At 43.8% G+C, this 19,146-nt stretch carries 17 protein-coding genes; 11 read left to right on the top strand and 6 right to left on the bottom strand.

The features are described from left to right. Positions 1 to 630 precede the first annotated feature (630 nt). Complete coding sequence (locus BJP37_RS35230; protein ID WP_143727401.1) at positions 631 to 861, bottom strand: hypothetical protein; 231 nt, start codon at positions 859 to 861, stop codon at positions 631 to 633. 80 nt (positions 862 to 941) lie between these two features. Here BJP37_RS35230 and BJP37_RS00370 point away from each other — a divergent pair, with 80 nt between their 5' ends. From BJP37_RS00370 to BJP37_RS00330, 10 genes are all read left to right on the top strand, one after another. After that, positions 942 to 4,154, top strand: a complete 3,213-nt coding sequence (locus BJP37_RS00370; RefSeq protein ID WP_075895607.1) for an ABC transporter transmembrane domain-containing protein — start codon at positions 942 to 944, stop codon at positions 4,152 to 4,154. 161 nt (positions 4,155 to 4,315) lie between these two features. Then, the gene (locus tag BJP37_RS00365; RefSeq protein WP_075895605.1) at positions 4,316 to 5,950 is read left to right on the top strand and encodes a beta-barrel domain-containing protein; all 1,635 of its coding nucleotides are present in this window, start codon (positions 4,316 to 4,318) and stop codon (positions 5,948 to 5,950) included. A gap of 129 nt (positions 5,951 to 6,079) precedes the next feature. Continuing rightward, a complete protein-coding gene (locus tag BJP37_RS38125; RefSeq protein WP_158069335.1) occupies positions 6,080 to 6,232 on the top strand; it encodes a hypothetical protein in 153 nt (50 codons plus the stop codon). 167 nt (positions 6,233 to 6,399) lie between these two features. Next, entirely contained in the window at positions 6,400 to 6,741 is a 342-nt protein-coding gene (locus BJP37_RS44825; RefSeq protein ID WP_438941497.1) for an IS5 family transposase, read from the top strand. Further along, positions 6,701 to 7,177 (top strand): transposase, encoded by a 477-nt coding sequence (locus BJP37_RS44820; RefSeq protein WP_075895603.1) that lies wholly within the window; start codon positions 6,701 to 6,703, stop codon positions 7,175 to 7,177. Before BJP37_RS44825 ends, BJP37_RS44820 begins: the two co-directional genes overlap by 41 nt. A gap of 323 nt (positions 7,178 to 7,500) precedes the next feature. After that, on the top strand, positions 7,501 to 7,908 hold the full coding sequence (locus tag BJP37_RS00350) for a HetP family heterocyst commitment protein (protein ID WP_075895601.1): 408 nt from the start codon (positions 7,501 to 7,503) through the stop codon (positions 7,906 to 7,908). Positions 7,909 to 8,570: 662 nt separating this feature from the next. Further along, on the top strand, positions 8,571 to 8,870 hold the full coding sequence (locus tag BJP37_RS00345; RefSeq protein ID WP_075895599.1) for a hypothetical protein: 300 nt from the start codon (positions 8,571 to 8,573) through the stop codon (positions 8,868 to 8,870). Between the two features lie 384 nt (positions 8,871 to 9,254). Further along, complete coding sequence (locus BJP37_RS00340) at positions 9,255 to 9,560, top strand: hypothetical protein (protein WP_075895597.1); 306 nt, start codon at positions 9,255 to 9,257, stop codon at positions 9,558 to 9,560. A 519-nt stretch (positions 9,561 to 10,079) separates the two neighbouring features. Next, positions 10,080 to 11,498 (top strand): calcium-binding protein, encoded by a 1,419-nt coding sequence (locus BJP37_RS00335; RefSeq protein WP_081431018.1) that lies wholly within the window; start codon positions 10,080 to 10,082, stop codon positions 11,496 to 11,498. Positions 11,499 to 11,598: 100 nt separating this feature from the next. Next, positions 11,599 to 12,381 carry a peptidylprolyl isomerase gene (locus tag BJP37_RS00330; protein ID WP_075895594.1) on the top strand — a complete coding sequence of 261 codons (783 nt, stop codon included), beginning with the start codon at positions 11,599 to 11,601 and terminating at the stop codon, positions 12,379 to 12,381. A gap of 568 nt (positions 12,382 to 12,949) precedes the next feature. Here BJP37_RS00330 and BJP37_RS00320 read toward each other — a convergent pair. Together BJP37_RS00320 and BJP37_RS35225 are read right to left on the bottom strand one after the other, a co-directional pair. Further along, the gene (locus BJP37_RS00320; RefSeq protein WP_143727400.1) at positions 12,950 to 13,789 is read right to left on the bottom strand and encodes a hypothetical protein; all 840 of its coding nucleotides are present in this window, start codon (positions 13,787 to 13,789) and stop codon (positions 12,950 to 12,952) included. Positions 13,790 to 14,473: 684 nt separating this feature from the next. Beyond that, complete coding sequence (locus BJP37_RS35225) at positions 14,474 to 14,770, bottom strand: hypothetical protein (RefSeq protein WP_143727399.1); 297 nt, start codon at positions 14,768 to 14,770, stop codon at positions 14,474 to 14,476. Here BJP37_RS35225 and BJP37_RS35220 point away from each other — a divergent pair. After that, positions 14,769 to 14,954 carry a hypothetical protein gene (locus BJP37_RS35220; RefSeq protein WP_143727398.1) on the top strand — a complete coding sequence of 62 codons (186 nt, stop codon included), beginning with the start codon at positions 14,769 to 14,771 and terminating at the stop codon, positions 14,952 to 14,954. The two genes, BJP37_RS35225 and BJP37_RS35220, sit on opposite strands and share 2 nt — an antisense overlap. Positions 14,955 to 15,247: 293 nt before the next feature. Here BJP37_RS35220 and BJP37_RS00310 read toward each other — a convergent pair whose 3' ends face one another. From BJP37_RS00310 to BJP37_RS00300, 3 genes are all read right to left on the bottom strand, one after another. Beyond that, positions 15,248 to 16,243: an NAD-dependent epimerase/dehydratase family protein gene (locus BJP37_RS00310; RefSeq protein ID WP_075905618.1), complete on the bottom strand. Its 996-nt coding sequence runs from the start codon at positions 16,241 to 16,243 to the stop codon at positions 15,248 to 15,250. A 427-nt stretch (positions 16,244 to 16,670) separates the two neighbouring features. Next, the gene (gene hemE / locus BJP37_RS00305; RefSeq protein WP_075895586.1) at positions 16,671 to 17,732 is read right to left on the bottom strand and encodes a uroporphyrinogen decarboxylase; all 1,062 of its coding nucleotides are present in this window, start codon (positions 17,730 to 17,732) and stop codon (positions 16,671 to 16,673) included. A 347-nt stretch (positions 17,733 to 18,079) separates the two neighbouring features. Further along, positions 18,080 to 19,141 carry a S66 peptidase family protein gene (locus BJP37_RS00300; RefSeq protein WP_229415138.1) on the bottom strand — a complete coding sequence of 354 codons (1,062 nt, stop codon included), beginning with the start codon at positions 19,139 to 19,141 and terminating at the stop codon, positions 18,080 to 18,082. Positions 19,142 to 19,146 lie beyond the last annotated feature (5 nt).

Genomic DNA, 19,146 nt, shown 5'->3' with positions numbered 1-19,146 from the left:
ACACCTCACCTCTTTGTTAAAAACCTACCCCTGTGAGCCTTACTTCTCCCCCTCTCCCGATCAGTTTTAATGATTAGTATTTAAGGATCGATGATATTACGACCAGATAGGAAGTATGATGCTTTTTAAGCTGGAAAATCTGTGAGGGGTATTACCCCTAGGGTAATTGACAAATCTGATTATATTATTACGGATCACAAAGCTTCTCTAGGAGCTGAGACATAGCTGTTCTTGTGAATTTTGTTTAAAGTTTCTAATAAGATTAGATGAAGATTCTGTAAAGTACTTGTGGAACTATTGATAATTACTAAACAGATTATATGAATAATTAGTTTAGTGAAAATGTTATGAAAACTTGACAACTCTATCTGGCTGGTTAACTTCAATAATATTTTATTAAATTTTATTGAAGTTTTGGTGAAAACCGTGAATTTATCGTAAAAACAACTTGACAGCGTCAATTTACTTCACATAGGATGATTCCGGAGATTGTCCATGGGTTCACTGCTAAGGAATATGTAGAAAAGCAAATATGTAAATTAAGAAATATGTAAAGATATTGAGTTTTCAGGAAAAAAAACTCATAATTAATTTCACAAGCTTTTCATAAAGTTACCTAAAAAAGGGCGATCAGCCTCCCGGTTCAAGGGTGACCATTGAATTATTACTTATTACCTGGATTAGCTGGGATTGCTTAGGTGGCATCAAACGGCAAACACTTGTTGGATGCCACAGTACTCCTAAGTCAACTCCTAAGTCAACCCCAGGGAACACTACTGGCACTATCACTAGGGAAAAAGGGAGATCAGAGTCGATGTGACCTACCCAGAGTACTGTTTGAACAATCAGGACTTGTGCCAATCAAATGGGGTCAAAGACTCAAGCTAACCATGGCGCTAGTCAAGATATAGCAAAACTCACTAACGAAGGGGTTCTAGCTAATGCATCAGAAAACGGTCGGTTTAGAAAAATTAGGGCAACCACCAGATTCCCTTGGCCAATACCCGACCCATAAATCTTCCGAGGTTATTGAACACCTAATCGCGAACTGGTTGGATAAGACACTAGTAAATACACTATTACCTGAATTTAGTCAATCCTTCCAAATTCATAACTTTGATCTAGGTGATGAAATTATACCCTATCCTAGACGGGATTTAAGCCAAGATTCTGTTCAAAATGAACCAAATAAGTATTTTTACGTCGTCTGTGGCGGGCGGGTGCGACTGCTAAGCTTTGATAAAGAAAAACAGCGGGACGTATCCGTACAGGTTCTTGAAGAGGGGGCAACCTTTGGGGCTGAGGAACTGTTGTGTAACCTATCTTATCCTTACCAAGCGATCGCAGCGAGTTCAGGACAGATTGCTCGGATCTCCTTAGCTGAACTGCAACCTTGGTTAGAACAGCTACCGGAATGGCTCGAACACCTACGGCAACAAGCTCAGCACCGGCAACGCTTGATTTTCTTCAAGACCTTGACAGAATTGCGATCGCTTGACAGCATCAGCCTACAGCAATTGTTGCCCTACCTAGTAGAGACAAGGATTTCCGCTGGGGAGTCCTTAGTTGAATCTGGCCAACTCGGTCGTTACTGGCTACGTAGTGGTCAGATTGAAAGGGGCCCAGTTCAAGAGAATTGCCCACTAACCATTGCAAGGGGCGAAAGTTGGGGCTATCCTCAGCCAGTGCCGGAAGATTGGATTGCCCAAAGCGATTTATGGGTAACCCATCTACCAAAGGAACATTGGGAAACTGCCCAACTCCTGGCACCAGTGCTGGCAAGGTTGAGTCCACAGACGGGTCAAAGCTCTGAAAATGGACACCAGAAATCAGACGCCACTAGCACCATACTTCACCAAGTCCGTACTCAGTCCGGTCACAGAGTACCGCTAATTCCATCCAACCTCCCTACCAATGGAAATGCTGAAACAGAAAGTAACTCGACCCAGGCTGAGTCTGAACTGATCCCATTTCCCGTACCGACGAAGCGGCATTTTCTTCAGGGGTTGTGGCAACGCTATCCCTTAATTGAACAGCAATCGTCTTCCGATTGTGGCGCTGCTTGCTTGGCAATGATTGGACGCTACTGGGGCAAACGATTTAGTTTGAATTCCCTACGGAATCTGGCTGGGGTGGGGCGTGCTGGGTCATCCTTGAAAGGGTTAGCCAGAGCATCAGAAACCTTGGGATTTCAAGCTACTCCAGTCAGAGCTTCTTTAGCTCGCCTAGCGGATCGGAGTAACCCCTGGATTGCTCACTGGCAAGGTGATCATTATATAGTTGTCTATTGGGTCAAAGGGGAGAAGGTACTTGTTGCCGATCCAGCTGTAGGAAAGCGATCGCTTTCTCGACAACAATTTCTAGAGGGTTGGACAGGATATGCACTGCTTTTGAATCCCACTCCCCAGCTAGCAGCGACTCCCAATCAAAAGATTTCTCTGAATCGCTTTTGGGGATTGCTATGGCCCCATCGCATAGTCCTGTTGCAAATTATCCTAGCTTCCCTACTGCTCCAGGTGTTTGGTCTGATTACCCCCCTGTTTACCCAAATCATTTTGGATCGGGTGGTGGTTAACAAAAGTTTTGTTACCCTCAATGTCTTTGCCATTGGTCTAGTCATCTTTGGACTTTGGAGCATGGGCTTGAGTGTCACCAGACGCTACTTGCTCGATTACTTTTCCAATCGACTCAGTCTTACCTTTGTCAGTGGCTTTATTAAATATACACTCACACTACCCCTGAAGTTTTTTGAATCCCGCCAGGTGGGAGACATCCTAACCAGAGTCCAGGAAACTGGGAAAATTCAGGCGTTCCTCACTCAGCAAGCCATTGCCACTTGGCTGGATGTGGTAATGATGTTTGTCTATGTGGGGTTGATGCTCTACTACAACTGGCACCTAACCTTGCTGGTGCTGGCAACGATTGTACCGATTGCGATTTTGACCATAGTTGCCAGTCCATTTCTACGGCAAGTGTCCAGGGAAATCTTTAAAGAAGCGGCGGCACAAAACTCCCTGTTAGTAGAAATGATATCGGGGGTAGCAACTGTCAAAGCAGCAGCCTCTGAACAAGAGGTGCGCTGGCGCTGGGAAGACCGCCTCACGGGTCAGTTGAATATGGAATTCAAAGGACAGAACTTGGCCAACGGCTTAGGGTCAGTGAGTGGCTTGATTAATAACCTCAGCGGCACGGCTTTACTATGGTTGGGAGCAAGTCTGGTAATTCAGGAACAGCTCACGATTGGTCAGTTTGTGGCATTTAATATGCTCATTGGTCGGGTGATTAGCCCGATTTTGTCTTTGGTGGGACTTTGGGATGAGTTCCAAGAAATATTGGTATCCGTGGAACGGCTCGATGATGTCTTGACCACCCAGCCAGAAGAGAATACCCAAAAACCCCTGATGCCATTGCCTGCGATCGCGGGGCATGTTCAGTTTGACAATATCAGCTTTCGCTACAGTGAGGATGATGAACAATACATCCTTCAGAACATTTCCTTCGAGGTTGCCCCTGGAAAGACCATAGCCATTGTTGGACGCAGTGGCTCGGGCAAAAGTACCTTGGTAAGGCTGCTCCAAGGACTCTATCAGCCAACTACAGGCCGTATTTTGATTGATAGCCACGACATCCGACATGTTTCTCCCCAGTCTTTGCGCTCTCAATTAGGTGTAGTACCCCAAGAATGCTTTTTGTTTTCAGGGACAATCTTAGACAACATCACTTTATACAAACCTGAGTATAGTCTCGAACAAGGGGTAGAAGTGGCCAAATTGGCCGAAGCTCATGTGTTTATTCAAAACCTGCCCCTGGGATACAACACCAAGGTTGGGGAGCGAGGGTCTAACCTGTCTGGGGGACAACGGCAACGGATTGCGATCGCCCGAGCCTTGCTGGGTAACCCCAAGATTCTGATTCTCGATGAAGCGACTAGCTCCCTAGATACGGAATCAGAGCGACGTTTTCAACAAAATTTAGCTCGCATTAGTCGCGATCGCACTACCTTCATCATTGCCCACCGTCTTTCTACGGTGCGCAATGCCGACTGTATACTCGTCCTCGACCAAGGTCTGATCGCAGAGCGCGGTACCCACTCCGAACTCATGGCTGAGAAAGGTCTGTACTACCACCTAGCCCAGCAGCAGCTAGATCTTTAAGCCTGGCATTTATCAAAGTTTGTAAATGTTTTTCGTAAAAAATCGCTCTCGGGGTGATTAAGTATATCCCCCACTGTGTTCAAGATTGACTTTCGCGAACGTTCGTGTTCTCAGTTCAAATCAATACACACAACACTACCAGTGATTATCGGTGAACTATCATGAACAAACCAGAAGCATCTACCCCGTCTAGAGAGGGACTCCCTAAGGGAGAAACCCCTCACCCTAATCTAACCTCAGCTGAGATTAGATCGATCTATGGAGGGACAGCGGTATCAGCACCACTAGTCCGAGCATCACCTAATCATGTCCCAAATCCGGTCACAGCAACATCATCACTAGGAGCTACCAACACTGAAAACTGGTCAACAGCCCTACAAAATTTACTGGATCAGCCACCATCGGTACTGCCCCAGAGACTGCTTTTGGGCGGATTCGCCTTCTGTATGGTTTGTGGGGTTTGGGCAACCTTTGGGCAAATTGACGAAGTGGGTAAAGCCACAGGCAAGTTAGTGCCAAAAGGAGAAGTGTATAAAATTCACCCGATTGAATCTGGCAAAGTGGCCAAGATTGCGGTCAAAGAAGGGGAATCGGTTACCGCTGGGCAAGTCTTGGTGGAACTAGATACAAAACTTGGTGCTACGGAAGTAGAGCGTTTGGAGCAACTGATCAATGCTGACCAAATCAAATTAATTCAGATGCAAGGGCTGATTGAAAACATTAGCCAAGAAGCCCAAACCCGTCAGCAAATTGCCAAAGCGGACATTGACGGACAACAGGCAGCTATCGATCAGGCACAGACTAAAGTAACTGCCTTACGAGAACAACTGATCCAACATCAGCAGGCAAAAGTCGCCAGTCAGGACAGACTAGAACGGCTAAAACAGCTCAAGGCTACTACCCAAGCACTGCTCCAGCAACGACAGGATGATGCCTTTGCCCTTAAGGAACGCCTCGATAATCTCAAACCCCTGTTAGCATCAGGGGCAATCTCAAAAGAACAAGTATTTCAAGCAGAACATAGCCTACGAGCGAGTCAGCGGGTGATTACCCAAACCCAACTGCAAGAAGCAGCCAGTAACCAAGACCAGATTTATCAAGCCCAGCAGAGTATACGCGATCGCAATAGCGCCATCACCCTCACTCAGAGCGATCTCAACCAGACCTTAGCAGAAATCCAACGACTTCAAGCAGGTCTAACTCAGAAGCAAGCAGAAGTCCATCGGACTCAGCTCGAGACCAAGCAGAAACTTCAGCAGTTGGAGATCGAACTGACTCAACTAAATGCCAAAATTGCTGAAAACCGCAATCTGCTAACTAGTGCGAAAGCCAGGCTCAAACAAAAGTTTCTCTATGCACCGGTAGATGGAGTAGTTTCCTCCCTCAACGTTGCCAATATTGGTGAAGTCTTTCAATCCGGTCAAACCATTGCCGAAGTAGCGCCCCAAGATGCGCCCCTGGTGTTATCAGCCAGTTTACCTAATCAGGAGGCAGGCTTTATCAAACAAGGAATGCCGGTGCAAATCAAGCTTGATGCCTATCCCTATCAGGAATACGGCATCATCAAAGGGAAAGTCACTTCCCTTTCTGCTGATGCCAAAACTGATCAACAACTTGGTTCAGTTTATGAGGTAGAAGTTTCCCTAAACCGTGACTACGTTAAAGAGGACGATCAAATGATCCGATTCAAAGCTGGTCAGACAGCCAAAGCTGACATCATTATCCGCCGCCGTCGGATTGTGGATTTTTTGTTAGATCCGATCCGACAGCTGCAAAAAGGTGGTGTCAATCTATAGCAGGACTAACGCTATTTAGCCATCGACATACTACTGCCTGTAGGGTAATGGGGGTGGTTCTAAATTCAGGTCGATTAACCCTGGTGGCACAACCAGTCAGGGAAGAGGAGTACAAGGGAGGGAAATGGATTGACTGACAAGTCGTGGGCAATGCCGAGTGAAGGAAATTTATGGTCAGAGGTAGGATTGAGCACAGTCATGGAAAAGCTGTTTGAATTCCCTGTGGATACAGGATTTCACAGTTATTTCACAAAATCTGATCAAAATTTTCACGAAATCTGATCAAAATTTTCATAAAGCTCTGTTCATAATATTATTTACTGAGAGTATTTGAAGTGTTTGAGATTTGTCAGTCAACTAGCTAGGGCGTGTCATCAATCAAAATGTTTGACAGAAGTAGCTTGATAGGATATTCGTGTAAATCCTGCAATCACAATAGGTGGGCATAAATGATTATGAAACGTTATGGCTGGCGAGATGACCAGTGGGAAAGGCTCGAGCACCTCTTACCTGGTAAAGAGGGCGACCCTGGTGCTACGGCCATTGACAATCGATTATTTGTTGAAGCCGTTTTATATCGCTATCGTGCCGGAATTCCCTGGCGGGATTTACCGGAGCGTTTTGGGGATTTTCGCGTCATTCATACCCGGCATACCCGTTGGTCTGAAAAAGGCGTTTGGAAGAAGGTTTTCGATGTTTTAGCCGAAGAGGCTGACAACGAATATGCCGCCATTGATGCAACCATTGTGCGTGCCCATCAACGAGTGCGCTGGTGCGAAAAAAAAACCTGATGATACCTGCATTACCCAAGCCATAGGCCTAAGCATTGGGGCACTATCAACCAAGATTCATGCTACAAGCGATGCCTTGGGCAATCCCACAGGATTTCATCTAACTCCAGGCCTTGCCCACGATTTACAAGGCGCTGACGTCTTGTTGGATTCCATTGATGAGATTGGTGCGCTACTTGCTGATAAAGCCTATGATGCAGAACAACGTGTGCGCTTAGCGCCTCAAAGAGGCCAATTGCAAGGCTGTCATTCCTCCCAAAAGCAACCGCACTCAACGCACGGGAATACGATAAAGACATGTACAAGTGGCGGCAACAATCACGAAAATCTCTTCCAAAAACTCAAGCAATACAGGGCAATTGCGACACGGTACGATAAAACAGCTCGCAATTTCAAATGGTGCGATCCACCTCGCTGCTGCCATCATCTGGCTTAATTGATGACACGCCCTAGAAGGGGGGAATAATCTGGTGTTGTCCAAAATGGCGATGATTGATGGAGATTTAGAAGAAGAGAATCCTGATCTATCAATCGTAATTGATTGGTAAAAAACAACAGGTTGTGAGATTCTTCATCACCGGATCGCCTGAGCACACCATCTGCGGAGGTTTTACAACTCAAATCAGATGGTTATATCAGTACTATAACTTTTCGCTTAATTGACCAATCAGAATCACTCACGATTCAAACTACAGGTAGAGTTCAAGCGTAAATCCTGCAAATCCAATTTGTTGACCTTCAGATCACAGAGAAATAATCATGAGTTACTCCATGCTTCGTCGTTCTAATCGTCCACTGGGCAAAACCCTAGATCCTGAAAAGATTAGTTTGATTGAAGAAGCAATTCGCGATCGCAAGTATTCCTGGGCTTGTGTTTTGATGCTGCGTTATTTGGGTCTTAACCCCTTAGAATACATCCCGTCGCGAACCTACTGCCGATTGCGACGGGATAACGAGAAAATGGACTCACTCAATCAAGCTACAACCGACAGCCTCAAGCAGGATAGGGAAGATGCTCCTAAGTGCTTAAGGAACATTAAAGATCTCGATTATGCAAAGCCCCTTGACAAGAGAAGCCAACTAGTGCAAGGGGGCTCTCAAGAACAGTGGTTTAACAACAAATTGCAAAAATTCTACTCAACTAATAGGAATGTAAGGTGTTTATAGGGAGTGGTAATCTCACCATTGAGGTTAGGGGCGGATAGCTCAATGCTGACAGTCCCCCAATCCCTGAATTTATTTTGTTTTTCTTAATTTTTTGATACTGCATAAATTCCATTAATACTCCCAAGTTATTGAGAAATAACTTGGGGATTTTTCATAACAATTTGTAACGTTAAACTATCCCTAAAACTTTTCCGCCAAATTGGCGTAACAAGTGAGACAAAGTCAAGTAAGAGCGGTAGGATAAAAGTAACAACAACAAAAACCCAAGTTGTTGTTAGCTACCTACCAAACTGAATCAAGTGTCGAGCTAAAGTTTCCGCCAAATTGGCGTGACAAGTGAGACAAAGTCAAGTAAGAGCGGTAGGATGAAAATAACAACAACAAAGCCAAACTTGTTGTTAGCTACCTACCAAACTGAATCAAGTGTCGAGCTAAAGTTTCCGCCAAATTGGCGTGACAAGTGAGACAAAGTCAAGTAAGAGCGGTAGGATAAAAGTAACAACAACAAAGCCAAAGTTGTTGTTAGCTACCTAACTAATTTAATTCAAGTTTCCGCCAAATTGGCTTGACAAGTGAGACAAATTGAATAAAGAGCGGTAGAATAAAACTAACAACAACCAAGTTGTTGAGTAATATAAAACTAACAAAAGAGCAGACCAACCATGATTATTTCTGACCTAAATCACATCGAAGTTGTTAACGAAGAAACCAATATTGTTGGTGGTTTTCGTCGCGGTCGTCGTTTTGTATCCTTCTTCGATAATAAGAACATTAATATCAGAAAAAGGGTAGATGTCAAAGAGTTCTTTGTCTCTGCTGTGAATGCTAAGGGTAACGCGGCTGTTGCTGAAGCTACCGCTGATGTCTTTGGTGCTGATACTAATGCTGAAACCATTACTGATATTAAAGTCACTTCGTTCAGATCTCAGGCAACTTCTCTTTCTGTGGGTTTTACCAACTAATTTGAGTAGGGACTAATCGTAGTACCTGATTAGAACGCTGGGGGGAAGCATTTCTATCTAGGAAAAATACATCTCTAGATTTAGTGACCAATGCTTCCCCCTTAGTTAAGGCCAGTATAAATGCGAAATTTGGAAACAATTCCAATTAACTGGGTGGATACAAAGAAAAGGGAACGGAGAACCTGGAACAGAAAGGTTTACGTAGAGTGAGTTGACTGGAAATTATCAGTTAACAAAAACTACTCATGCCCAGGGAGTTTAAAATATCGTTTAAAATTAAGGACTTTGGGATAGGAACACCCTTTTTATTAAAATAAGAATGTGAGGCTTATCCATCCTTATCATCAATCTAATAGGCACAGCTATACAGGTAGAGGGTAATTAATGATTATTAATAACCTAGATTTTGCTCTGGAATATGCTCAGGAAAACTGGATTATAGGCGGTCGAATTGCTATAGCAAATACTAGAACACTTGCTAGAGCTGACGTGGCATTAGCAGAGGCTGATGCATTCGCTGATGGCGATCAAACCTCAGCAGTGACTGATACTGATGCAAGAGTAATAAATAGCAGGTTTTCTACGAAGAGTATCGCTAAGGCCAGTGCTGAGGCTGAGGCTAGGACTAGGAAAGGAACTTTCCGGGCTAAGTCTGACAGTTTATCTTTATTTTTCGGTCTATCTATATAATATCGATTTTGGTAAATCCGGCGATAAATCAATAAGGATTTTCGGTAATTTTCGGTAATAGGTAAGGGAGACTAGGGGATGGGCGATGGTAACTAAAGTTCCTATCGCCTACCACCTAGCCCCTAGCTTGATAATGAGGAGGGAATCGAATTAGGAATGAAGGGGAAAAGATTTTCATTCCTTTTTTAGGTTGAGCATAAATTTCCTAAACTCATGGATATTTAATTACCAATTACCAATCAATTACCAATCAATTACCAATCAATTATCCTATGAGTGGAGCAGCATTCTAGAGACAGGTTAAAGGCTTAAGCTAATCACCATTTAATTGGCATAGTTTTTGAATTGAGCGATTTTTGCTGACAGTTAACGGTTGACGGTTCGTAGGAGTAAGACGTGTCCGTTCGTCTATAGAGCAGTTAACGGCCAACACTCCACACTCCACACTTAACACTCCACAAACCAGGTTCAACAGGTGCAGCTTAGGGGTAACACAAGGCTTCTAGTCGATTCAGAACCATGTTTTATTTAAACAGAACTTTAATCAGAACAAGAACCTATATATTTCCTCGTGTGAGCCGAATTGCAGAGAGGCTCAAAGAGAGGTTCACAAAGCCCAGTACACAGAGCATTACACAGAGCATCACAGATAGCATCACAGATAGCATCACAGACAGCATCCCAGACAGCATCACAGATAGCATCACAGACAGCATCCCAGAGAACCGTAGTGTAATTACTAGTTCAACTGCGACTACAAACAATTCTTCAAACTATTCTTCTAGAACCATCAGAAACAATAGCCTCACTATCAATGGTAACGATCGTAGTAGGATAGTAACTAACGACTCACAAACAAATAGCAGTTCATGGACTAATCGCTGGAGTTCAAGCAGTAGCGATCGCTTAATCAGTGGTGTGAGGGCAGGTGTAGGCTCCAACGTGATGAGCATCACTACTATTAATGGCAATAGCACAGTGCGGGGTACTCAAGGCAATGATGAACTAACTGGGGGAGATGGGGATGATGTCCTGATTGGTGGCTTTGGTACGGATACAGTCACAGGGGGCAACGGTAGCGATACATTTGTGCTGGGATTGGAAACAACTAGTCCTATCACTGACCCCTCTCTAGCTGATGTAATCACTGATTTCAATGCTGCTGAGGGTGACAAGATTGGTTTAACTGGGGGACTATCTGGGGAGGACATCCTACTAGAGGTATTTGATAGCAATGGTGATAGCACAGCTGATGGGACTTTAGTAAAGCTAGCATCCTCTCCTGACAACGGTATCCTAGCACTAGTCCAAGGAACAGTTAATGCTCAGGGTGAGACTACTCTAACCAGTACTGATTTCATCACGACCTACGACAACACTATCATTGGTACTGAAGGGGATGACGAACTAGTCGGTGACAACAGCAACGACCAAATTCAGGGACTGCAAGGCAATGATCAGATTTCCGGAGAGGCAGGGGATGACCTCCTGAAAGGAAACCAAGGTAACGATAGTATTAATGGCAAGGATGGCAATGATATTTTACTGGGTGGAGCAGGCAATGATAGCTTAGATGGTGGCGATGGGGAAGACTTCCTGGTTGGTGGCATAGGGCTAGATAGCCTCACAGGCTGGAATGGTGGTGATACATTTGTTCTAACCCAAGAAACTAACCCGATCACTGATCCAGGATTAGCTGATCAAATCACTGACTTCAATAAATTTGAAGGAGATAAGATTGGTCTGACAGTCGAAGTCTCAGTAGACGATATTGTCTTAGACGTATTTGATAGCGATGGTAATGGCATTGTTGATGCCACTTTGGTGAAATTCAATAACGATATTCTAGCTGTAGTCCAAGGAACCGTGGATGGACAGAGTGCAAGCACCCTAACTGATGCTGATTTCATCACAGTATCTGATCCAATTTTAGCATAAAATTGATAAGTAGTCGGAATCACCCCATCCCTTACATCTGTTAACTCATATATTGCCCGATTACCCCATCAGCTAAAATCTGAGCTAGGAAAACCTAACCATGACTATTCTTTCTAGAGCATCCCTTGAACCACAAGAAATTACTGAGTTTCTGAAACGAGAAATCCAGCTCAAAGAGGTCTCTGAAAAAATTTTGTATCAAAAAGTTATTAATCGAGCTGCTGCGGAAAGAAACTTAACTCTCACCGCCGAAGAAATTCAGGCGGAAGCCGATAAATTCCGTCACGAAAATCGGTTGGAGAAGGCTTCAGACACCCTAGCTTGGCTAGCGGATAATATGATTACTTCTGATGACTGGGAAGCCGGAATTCGCCAGCAATTGCTAGCTAAAAAGTTATCCAAGTGTCTATTTGATAAAGACGTAGAAAAGTTTTTTGGTCAAAACCGACTAGATTTTGACCAAATCTTGCTCTATCAAATTATTGTAGCTAACGAGAAACTTGCCCAAGAACTATTCTATCAAATTGAAGAAAAAGAAATTAGCTTTTATCAAGCAGCTCATATCTACGACATTGATGAGGAACGCCGACAGAAGTGCGGTTTTGAAGGAAAGCTTTACCGTTGGAATTTACGTTCAGATATAGCAGCGATTGTTTTTGGTGTACCTATTGGACAAGTAGTCAATCCGGTCAAAACTCCTCAGGGTTATCATATCTTGATGGTAGAAAGGTTTATCCCTGCTGAGTTAACACCGGAAAGGTACGACGAGATATTGGATAGACTGTTTCAGGATTGGCTCAATCGTGAACTAAACTATATGCTTCATAGTGACACTATGCTTGATAATGTTGAGAGTCAAACTGTTGAGGCGTTGGGTCAGTAGTGGCATGATTGAGGGTAATGGGTAATGGGTAAGTAAGCTAATCCGCTACTTGAGGTGCTATCAGCTGAATGCTTACCCTTTAAAGTAGGTAAATCTCAATCAACAAAGCCATGGAGGCATTAAATTATGATTCGCTCCCGGATAATCAGAAAATGGATAGTTTCACCAGATGGAAATATAGTAGTCCAAGCCGAAAGTAGGACATTTGCATCTGGTGAGCAAGCAAACACTAGTCAAGAGGTTACTGTGACCAGAGAGTCGGGCAGGAGTTATAGTAGAAGTTCCAGCTCTAGCGTTGCATCTTCTACGACAAAAAAGAAGAGAGCGAGATCAGAGAAAAAATAAGGGAGCAAAATGCTCCCACTAGCGGTATTTTTGCTAACTAATCACTAATTATATCAAATCCCGTTGACTAATTATCATATTACTGAGCTGGTAATTAATACTTGGAGGATTAGTAATTGGTAGTTTACGATTCTCCATTACCGATTACTAATTCCTAATTAGCAACAATCCAGGGAATAATTGATATGTGATTAACCGAGATTAATTATACTTAATAGTATAATTAATCCCTTAATAGTTTTGACTTATCAGTCAAAGTTTTAGTTTTGACTCGGTATCCAATGCTCAGTAAACCTAAGAAAAGTAAGCCTAGCAAGTTTGACGATTCAGGAGCTTTAACGGTTACCTTATTTGTTTTAGCTTCGACTAAGGTCAAATAAGTGGCTGTCTCGAAAGTGCGCTCATAATAACCCTGAATATCAGCCAGAGCAATTTCGTTTTTTCCTCCAAACAACTTAGTAAAGTCGTTATCAGCAAACACATTTTCACTGTGAGCAGACTCAAGGAAATCATCATCTCCTAGAGTCTCTAAGTTACCATAGAGATCGAAGAAGTCGATGGGAGTACTCAAGTCATTGCTATAGTATAACTCGAAAACTACGGTGCCCTCGGCACTTGCACTTTCAGCAGGTGGATTGTCGATCTTGGTGATTAGATCGAGAAAACCATTGAAATCGAAAGAAAAGGTTTCCCCTGCATCGACAAAAAAGTTGTAACCGATAAGTTCAGCAAAACTTTCCGCCACACCACGGTAGTTGCTTCCTTCACCCTCAGCGGTACTCAAAGATTTATTACGAGCTCGTTTTAGTGGATTGGGTGAATCAGGGTTAAAACTTGACTCCGCGTTCGCCTCAGCAATCACATCACCCCCACTTGAAATCACAAAAGTGTCGGCTTCAGCCAGGGTAACGACTTCTAGAGGATCAGTACTAAAGTTTCTGAAGTCGAAGGATCCTTTAGACAAAGCGAAAGTAGCAGCCAAACTTGGTGCAGCAGCGAGAACGGAACTGGTTACTGTAGCGAACAGTAATAATTTTTTAGCAATGGTTTTGTTCATTTTCATAATTTTCTGGGTGTTGTGGAATAAATTTCAGCCAGCGAAGTTTTTTTTGAACTGCCTAAATTTGCAGTTCAATTTGGGAAATTAAAGGCACAATAATTGTTCTGATACTAGTGTTGTCATTGTTGCATTCAACAGTGATCACAGATATTTATTGGTGCCAACACAAAATCCGGAAAATGATTATAAAGAATGGTTATTTTTTTTATTAATATCATTTTTGATCCGGAAAAAAATCCCTATTTCTAGGTAAGTATTAAGCTCAGGCAATCGCTTACAGCTAGCTGGTAAGCTTAGCATGCGCTTAGGGCGTCATCTGACAGCTTAAGAATTGCATTTCTAGATTAAGAATAAGCGAAAAAATCGCTATTAATTATAAAGTCAGCGTAATTATACGTATTGATTATTTAAAGACTTTGTGAACTGAATTTCCAGCAAGTAAAGAATTTATAAAAAGCTTTCGTTGGATGATTAAAATGTGCTGAAAAGCCTTGAATAGCTTGTGTTTGGTAATGGGTAATAACTAATCGTTAATCGTCAATAAACTACAAAGCACTAATCAATAATTACCAATTTACTGAAAAATGACCGGTCGGCTATAATCCTTATTTAGATTGGTTTTAGCCAATTCAGTTATGCAATTTATTAACCTGATTTTTATCCAACTTGGAGGGAATAATCAGGGAGTTAGTTCTCAGTAATTGAGTTCTGATACCCAGTTAGATTCAAAGATAGTAGATTGCTTGGATAGGGAGATAGGGAGATAGGGAGATGGGGAGATCTCACAGGGGTAGGTTTTTTACATTTGGGTCGGGAGTCGGGAATCGGGAATCGGGAATCGGGAATCGGGAATCGGGAAAAGCGGGAAATGGGGAGAATTATCCCGGAAACTAGTGTGTATTTTGATACATATTTTGAGGAATTTCTACGTAGCGATGCAGCGCGGTCTTGGGAAGGCAGCGCGGTCTTGGGGGTTCCCCCCATGAGCGACTGCCGTGGTTTCCCCCATGAGCGACTGCATCAAGACAATCAAAGTACCTACTCGCCCCTTTGTAAAAAACCTACCCTTGTAAGGATGGGGAGATGGGGAGATGGGGAGATGGAGAGATGGAGAGATTTGGGGAAGAGAAAGTTGTACGTTTGTCCGCAACTTGGTATGAGTAATTGAAAATATGCTCATGATTCTCTATGTATAGTTGTGGAGCATAGTGACCTTAAACCTAAAGCTGGTGTAAAGTTAGAGCTGGTAAAGTTAAAGCTGGTCAGTATTTTGGGGTGCTTGTATTACCCCCAGAGCAATTCCAGATTATCTATTACCTGAGATATCTATAGCGTTTCTCGTAGCTATGAGAAACGCTTTATGTTAGAATTAAGCATAATTTAGATTCCAGCAATTCAAAAATTAAAGACAAGTTAACTAGGAGTCCTGTTTCTAGTTTAAAGTGTCACGATTTTAAAAATCTACTCTCTGCTAATGCCACTAACTTTCAGAACGTCAGTAAGTGTAGGACAGTAAGTCGGTAAACCAAAGGTGCTTGGATTAACGGGGTTGTGATAAATAAAATGTCTGTAATTCAAGGAAAACCGACTCCAAGGATCCATCTGAATCCGGAACAGCACAATAAAGATATTGGCAAGCCAGATAAACAATGGTAGGCGAAAATAAATTTGAATACCAAGATACCTACAAACTTCTTCTACGGCTTGGTTGACACTCAACGGCTGACAACCCAAAACCAATCTACCGCTAGACATCCACTCTGCTTCTGCACTCAATCCTTGATAGGGATGATGATCAATCAGGTATCGCACGACCTGAGCAATATCTTGGGCGTGGATGAAGTGGAAACTGCCATCAGCTCTAAACCAACGAATCAAGTTAATCCATTTGACAATATCTGGGAGTCCCGATGACAGATGGGAGTAGGGTTTAGTTTCATCTCCCCCCAGTACCAAGGTAGGAAAGAGGGTAGTAATCTTAGGAGCGATCGCTAATTGGGATAAGCGCTTCAGACAAGTGTATTTGGAATAGATATATTCTGTTCCAAGTTCACCAGCTTCTTTCAGTAATTGATTATTCCTATCCAATACGCTAGCAGTAGAGAAATAAATTACTTGCTCACAAACAGTAGGGTCAAGCAAGTTGATTAACTCGATAGTTTTGACAACGTTAATATCAAATGTTTCCTGTTGCCCTCCCCAAGCGGTTGCTGCCAGAATTGCTGCATCCATGGTCTTGAGCAAGCCACCAAAGTCTTCAATCTGGCGCAGGTCACCTTTTAGGATGGTAATGCCAGCACGCCCCTTGTCGCCAAACTTCAAGTCGTCAAACTTTAATTTGTCAGGGTTTCTGACTAACAAATACAACTCATGGTCAGTGTCGAGACTTAAGGCTTCAGTGATGTAGTGACCAATGCAGCCACTAGCACCAGTGATAAAAATCCGCTTAGAGGTCATGGGATTTTGAATTTTAGATTTAATTATGTACTCCCGATCCTGACCTAACACAAACAAACAACTAGGTCAACTACTTCTAGGGGTACAAGAAGGTTTTGATCGAGTGAAGAACACTTCCTTTATTGTTGTGGTGATGCATCTTGAAGGATTCTATCCTTAGTCGTCTAATCAAGTATCTGCACTCTCAAGATAGTTGTATAAGGTTGTTAATCTCATCCCCTTCAAGGGGATGAGACTGAAGCGAGGATTCCATTTATTGGAGGGGCTACGTGGACAAGTAAACGTCTGCACCTTGAAAGCCCGGTCCAACTCTGACCGAAGGATACCCTAGGGAGGACTAGCGCTCCCCGAACCTATGACTGCTAGAGGGAGAAAATGGCACAGAATCTGGTTGTCGATTCTCTACTCTCTATTGTTTTATCGACTATTATGCATGAACAGCCATTAATTGATCTGCCTGTTTGGCAGTTTCAAAGAAGAATCTAACATTATCTTCTGGAGTGCCGGGTAAAACACCATGACCAAGATTTAAGATATGACCTTCGTGGCCAGCTTTGCGAATAGTATCGACAATGCGATCGCGAATAAAAGCTTGTGACCCAAAGAGCACTCCTGGGTCGATATTGCCCTGAACTTTCATATCAGGACCCAATCTTTTTCTAGCTTCTGCCATGTCTACGGTCCAGTCTACGCTGACCATATCAACCCCCGATTGTCCCATGCGTTCAAGCACTCCAGCGCTACCACTGATATAGAGAATGAAGGGAGTATCTGGGTGAGTTGCTTTAACCTGCTGTACTACTCGCTGCTGATAGGGTAAGGCAAAGGTTTCGTAGTCTTGGGGACTCAGTTCACCTGCCCAAGAGTCAAACATTTGTATAACCTGAGCACCGCTATTGATTTGGTAACGGACATAAATAGCGATCGCATCAGCTAGCTTACCCAAGAATTGGTGTAGCATAGCTGGTTGTGAGAAGGCCATCCCTTTAATGATGGAGTAATTTTTAGAACTTTTACCCTCAATGGCATAAGCGCCCAAAGTCCAGGGAGCACCGACAAAGCCCAGCACTGCTGCGTCATTGCCCACTTCTTGCCGTAGCGCCTTCAAAATTTTCCGGATAAACCCAAATTTCTCTAAATCCAACAGATGTAGCTGGTCAATTTGTTCCTGGGTACGAATCGGTTGGTTAATGATTGGCCCTTTACTTTCGACAATATCAAAATCGATACCAATCCCTGGCAATGGAGTTAGAATATCAGAGAACAAAATCACTCCATCTGGTTTAAACGCTTTCCAGGGTTGTAGAGAAATCTCAATCGCGATGTCTGGATTTTCGGAGCGCTCGCGAAAACTCGGATACTTATCCCGTAAATCGCGATAAACCTTCATATAACGACCTGCCTGTCGCATCATCCACACAGGGGGGCGCTCTAACTCCTCACCACGAGCCGCCCTCAACAAATAAGGAACCTGGGTTGACCCAGCCATATGGCATCTATCCTATTATACTTTTTTAAGTGTATTTGTCAGCTTATCATGCTGGTATTCCCTTTACTCTCCTGATTTGAGAAGATGAAAAAAGTGTTAATAATAAGTTACATTTTAAGACGGTGCCTTGGCCAAAAGGCCACGCTACGCGAACGTTAAAAGGTGATGGGAACAAAGGGAATAACAAGCTTTCCAGCTTCAACCTGCTAACCGGCTAACTGGCTAACCGGCTAACTGGCTAACCGGCTAACTGGCTAACCTTGGCCAAAAGGCCACGCTAAGCGAACAACCTGCCAACTTTCAACCTGCCAACTTTCAACCTGCTAACCGGCTAACCTGCTAACCGGCTAACCTCCAACCCAACTCAAGGTCCCGGCCTCAGCATCTAGTTCAACCAGCTGTCCGACAGGAAGGGCAGCGTTCACCCCATCGTGACCGAAAGGCAAGTCAGAGACAACTGGTATACCCAGATCCCAAATGCGATCGCGCAACACTTCCTCCACAGTCCAGCTAGGAACATCCTTGGGAGGAGCACAACGGCTAAACCGCCCTAAGGCAATACCTTTCACCCCGGCCATTGCACCACTCATGCGCCACTGAGTCAACATCCTGTCAATGCGGTAGGGAGCCTCGGTGACATCTTCTAGAGCAAGAATAACTCCTGATAAGGAAGGTTGTAGGGGTGTACCCAGCAGATGAGTAGCGACTGTAAGATTAGCCGGTAGCAACACACCAGAAACTTTACCACCTCCCCAACCAACCCCTTTCAAGGGAGCTATGGGTCGTCCTTCCACCCAATCAAACAACCGATTGAGTGACCATTCCGGTTCACCAGCAATAGTAGTCAGTAACGGACCATGAACACCGGAAACCCCAATCTGACCAAGACTCCACAGTAAAGCAGTAATATCAGAAAAACCAATCAACCACTTCAAAGCAGAGGTTACAGGTTGGTTTGTTGAAGGTTGCAGGTTGGTCGAGGTTACAGGTTGGTTTGTTGAAGGTTGCAGGTTGGTCGAGGTTACAGGCCACGCTTCGCGAACAACCTTCAACCTGCCAACCTTCAACTCTTCTGGCCATATCCAGTCTTCCAGAAGTCTAGCGCTACCATAACCTCCTCTAGCACAGAGAATGCCCCGACATTGGGGATCAAGACAGGCTTCGAGCAACTGTTGGCGTCGCTGACTATCAGTCCCAGCTAGGTAACCTTCCCTAGCATTCCAGTTCTGTGGTAATTGGACATGGTAGCCACGGGATCGCCAAATCTCAATCCCCCGATTGAAAGCATCAACCTCACGCAAGGTTCCACTTGGAACAATTACCCGCAATACATCTGGCGGTTTTAAGGGTGGTGGTAGCTGGCATCGAGAAAAACTAGCCCTGGTCTTCTGCACAGAAAGTTGATTCACGCTCA

It is taken from the genome of Moorena bouillonii PNG (assembly GCF_001942495.1).
In the GTDB taxonomy this organism is placed as follows: domain Bacteria; phylum Cyanobacteriota; class Cyanobacteriia; order Cyanobacteriales; family Coleofasciculaceae; genus Moorena; species Moorena bouillonii.
The sequence above is the reverse complement of the archived record's forward strand: the minus strand, read 5'-3'. Positions and strand labels throughout refer to the sequence as shown.

Excerpts from the sequence above, each read along its gene's own strand:
- BJP37_RS00370 (WP_075895607.1), top strand. The coding sequence starts at position 942 with ATGCATCAGAAAACGGTCGGTTTAGAAAAATTAGGGCAACCACCAGAT.
- BJP37_RS00365 (WP_075895605.1), top strand. The coding sequence starts at position 4,316 with ATGAACAAACCAGAAGCATCTACCCCGTCTAGAGAGGGACTCCCTAAG.
- BJP37_RS44825 (WP_438941497.1), top strand. The coding sequence starts at position 6,400 with ATGATTATGAAACGTTATGGCTGGCGAGATGACCAGTGGGAAAGGCTC.
- BJP37_RS00350 (WP_075895601.1), top strand. The coding sequence starts at position 7,501 with ATGAGTTACTCCATGCTTCGTCGTTCTAATCGTCCACTGGGCAAAACC.
- BJP37_RS00345 (WP_075895599.1), top strand. The coding sequence starts at position 8,571 with ATGATTATTTCTGACCTAAATCACATCGAAGTTGTTAACGAAGAAACC.
- BJP37_RS00340 (WP_075895597.1), top strand. The coding sequence starts at position 9,255 with ATGATTATTAATAACCTAGATTTTGCTCTGGAATATGCTCAGGAAAAC.
- BJP37_RS00335 (WP_081431018.1), top strand. The coding sequence starts at position 10,080 with ATGTTTTATTTAAACAGAACTTTAATCAGAACAAGAACCTATATATTT.
- BJP37_RS00330 (WP_075895594.1), top strand. The coding sequence starts at position 11,599 with ATGACTATTCTTTCTAGAGCATCCCTTGAACCACAAGAAATTACTGAG.
- BJP37_RS00320 (WP_143727400.1), bottom strand. The coding sequence starts at position 13,789 with ATGAAAATGAACAAAACCATTGCTAAAAAATTATTACTGTTCGCTACA.
- BJP37_RS35220 (WP_143727398.1), top strand. The coding sequence starts at position 14,769 with ATGAGCGACTGCCGTGGTTTCCCCCATGAGCGACTGCATCAAGACAAT.
- BJP37_RS35225 (WP_143727399.1), bottom strand. The coding sequence starts at position 14,770 with ATGGGGGGAACCCCCAAGACCGCGCTGCCTTCCCAAGACCGCGCTGCA.
- BJP37_RS00310 (WP_075905618.1), bottom strand. The coding sequence starts at position 16,243 with ATGACCTCTAAGCGGATTTTTATCACTGGTGCTAGTGGCTGCATTGGT.
- hemE (WP_075895586.1), bottom strand. The coding sequence starts at position 17,732 with ATGGCTGGGTCAACCCAGGTTCCTTATTTGTTGAGGGCGGCTCGTGGT.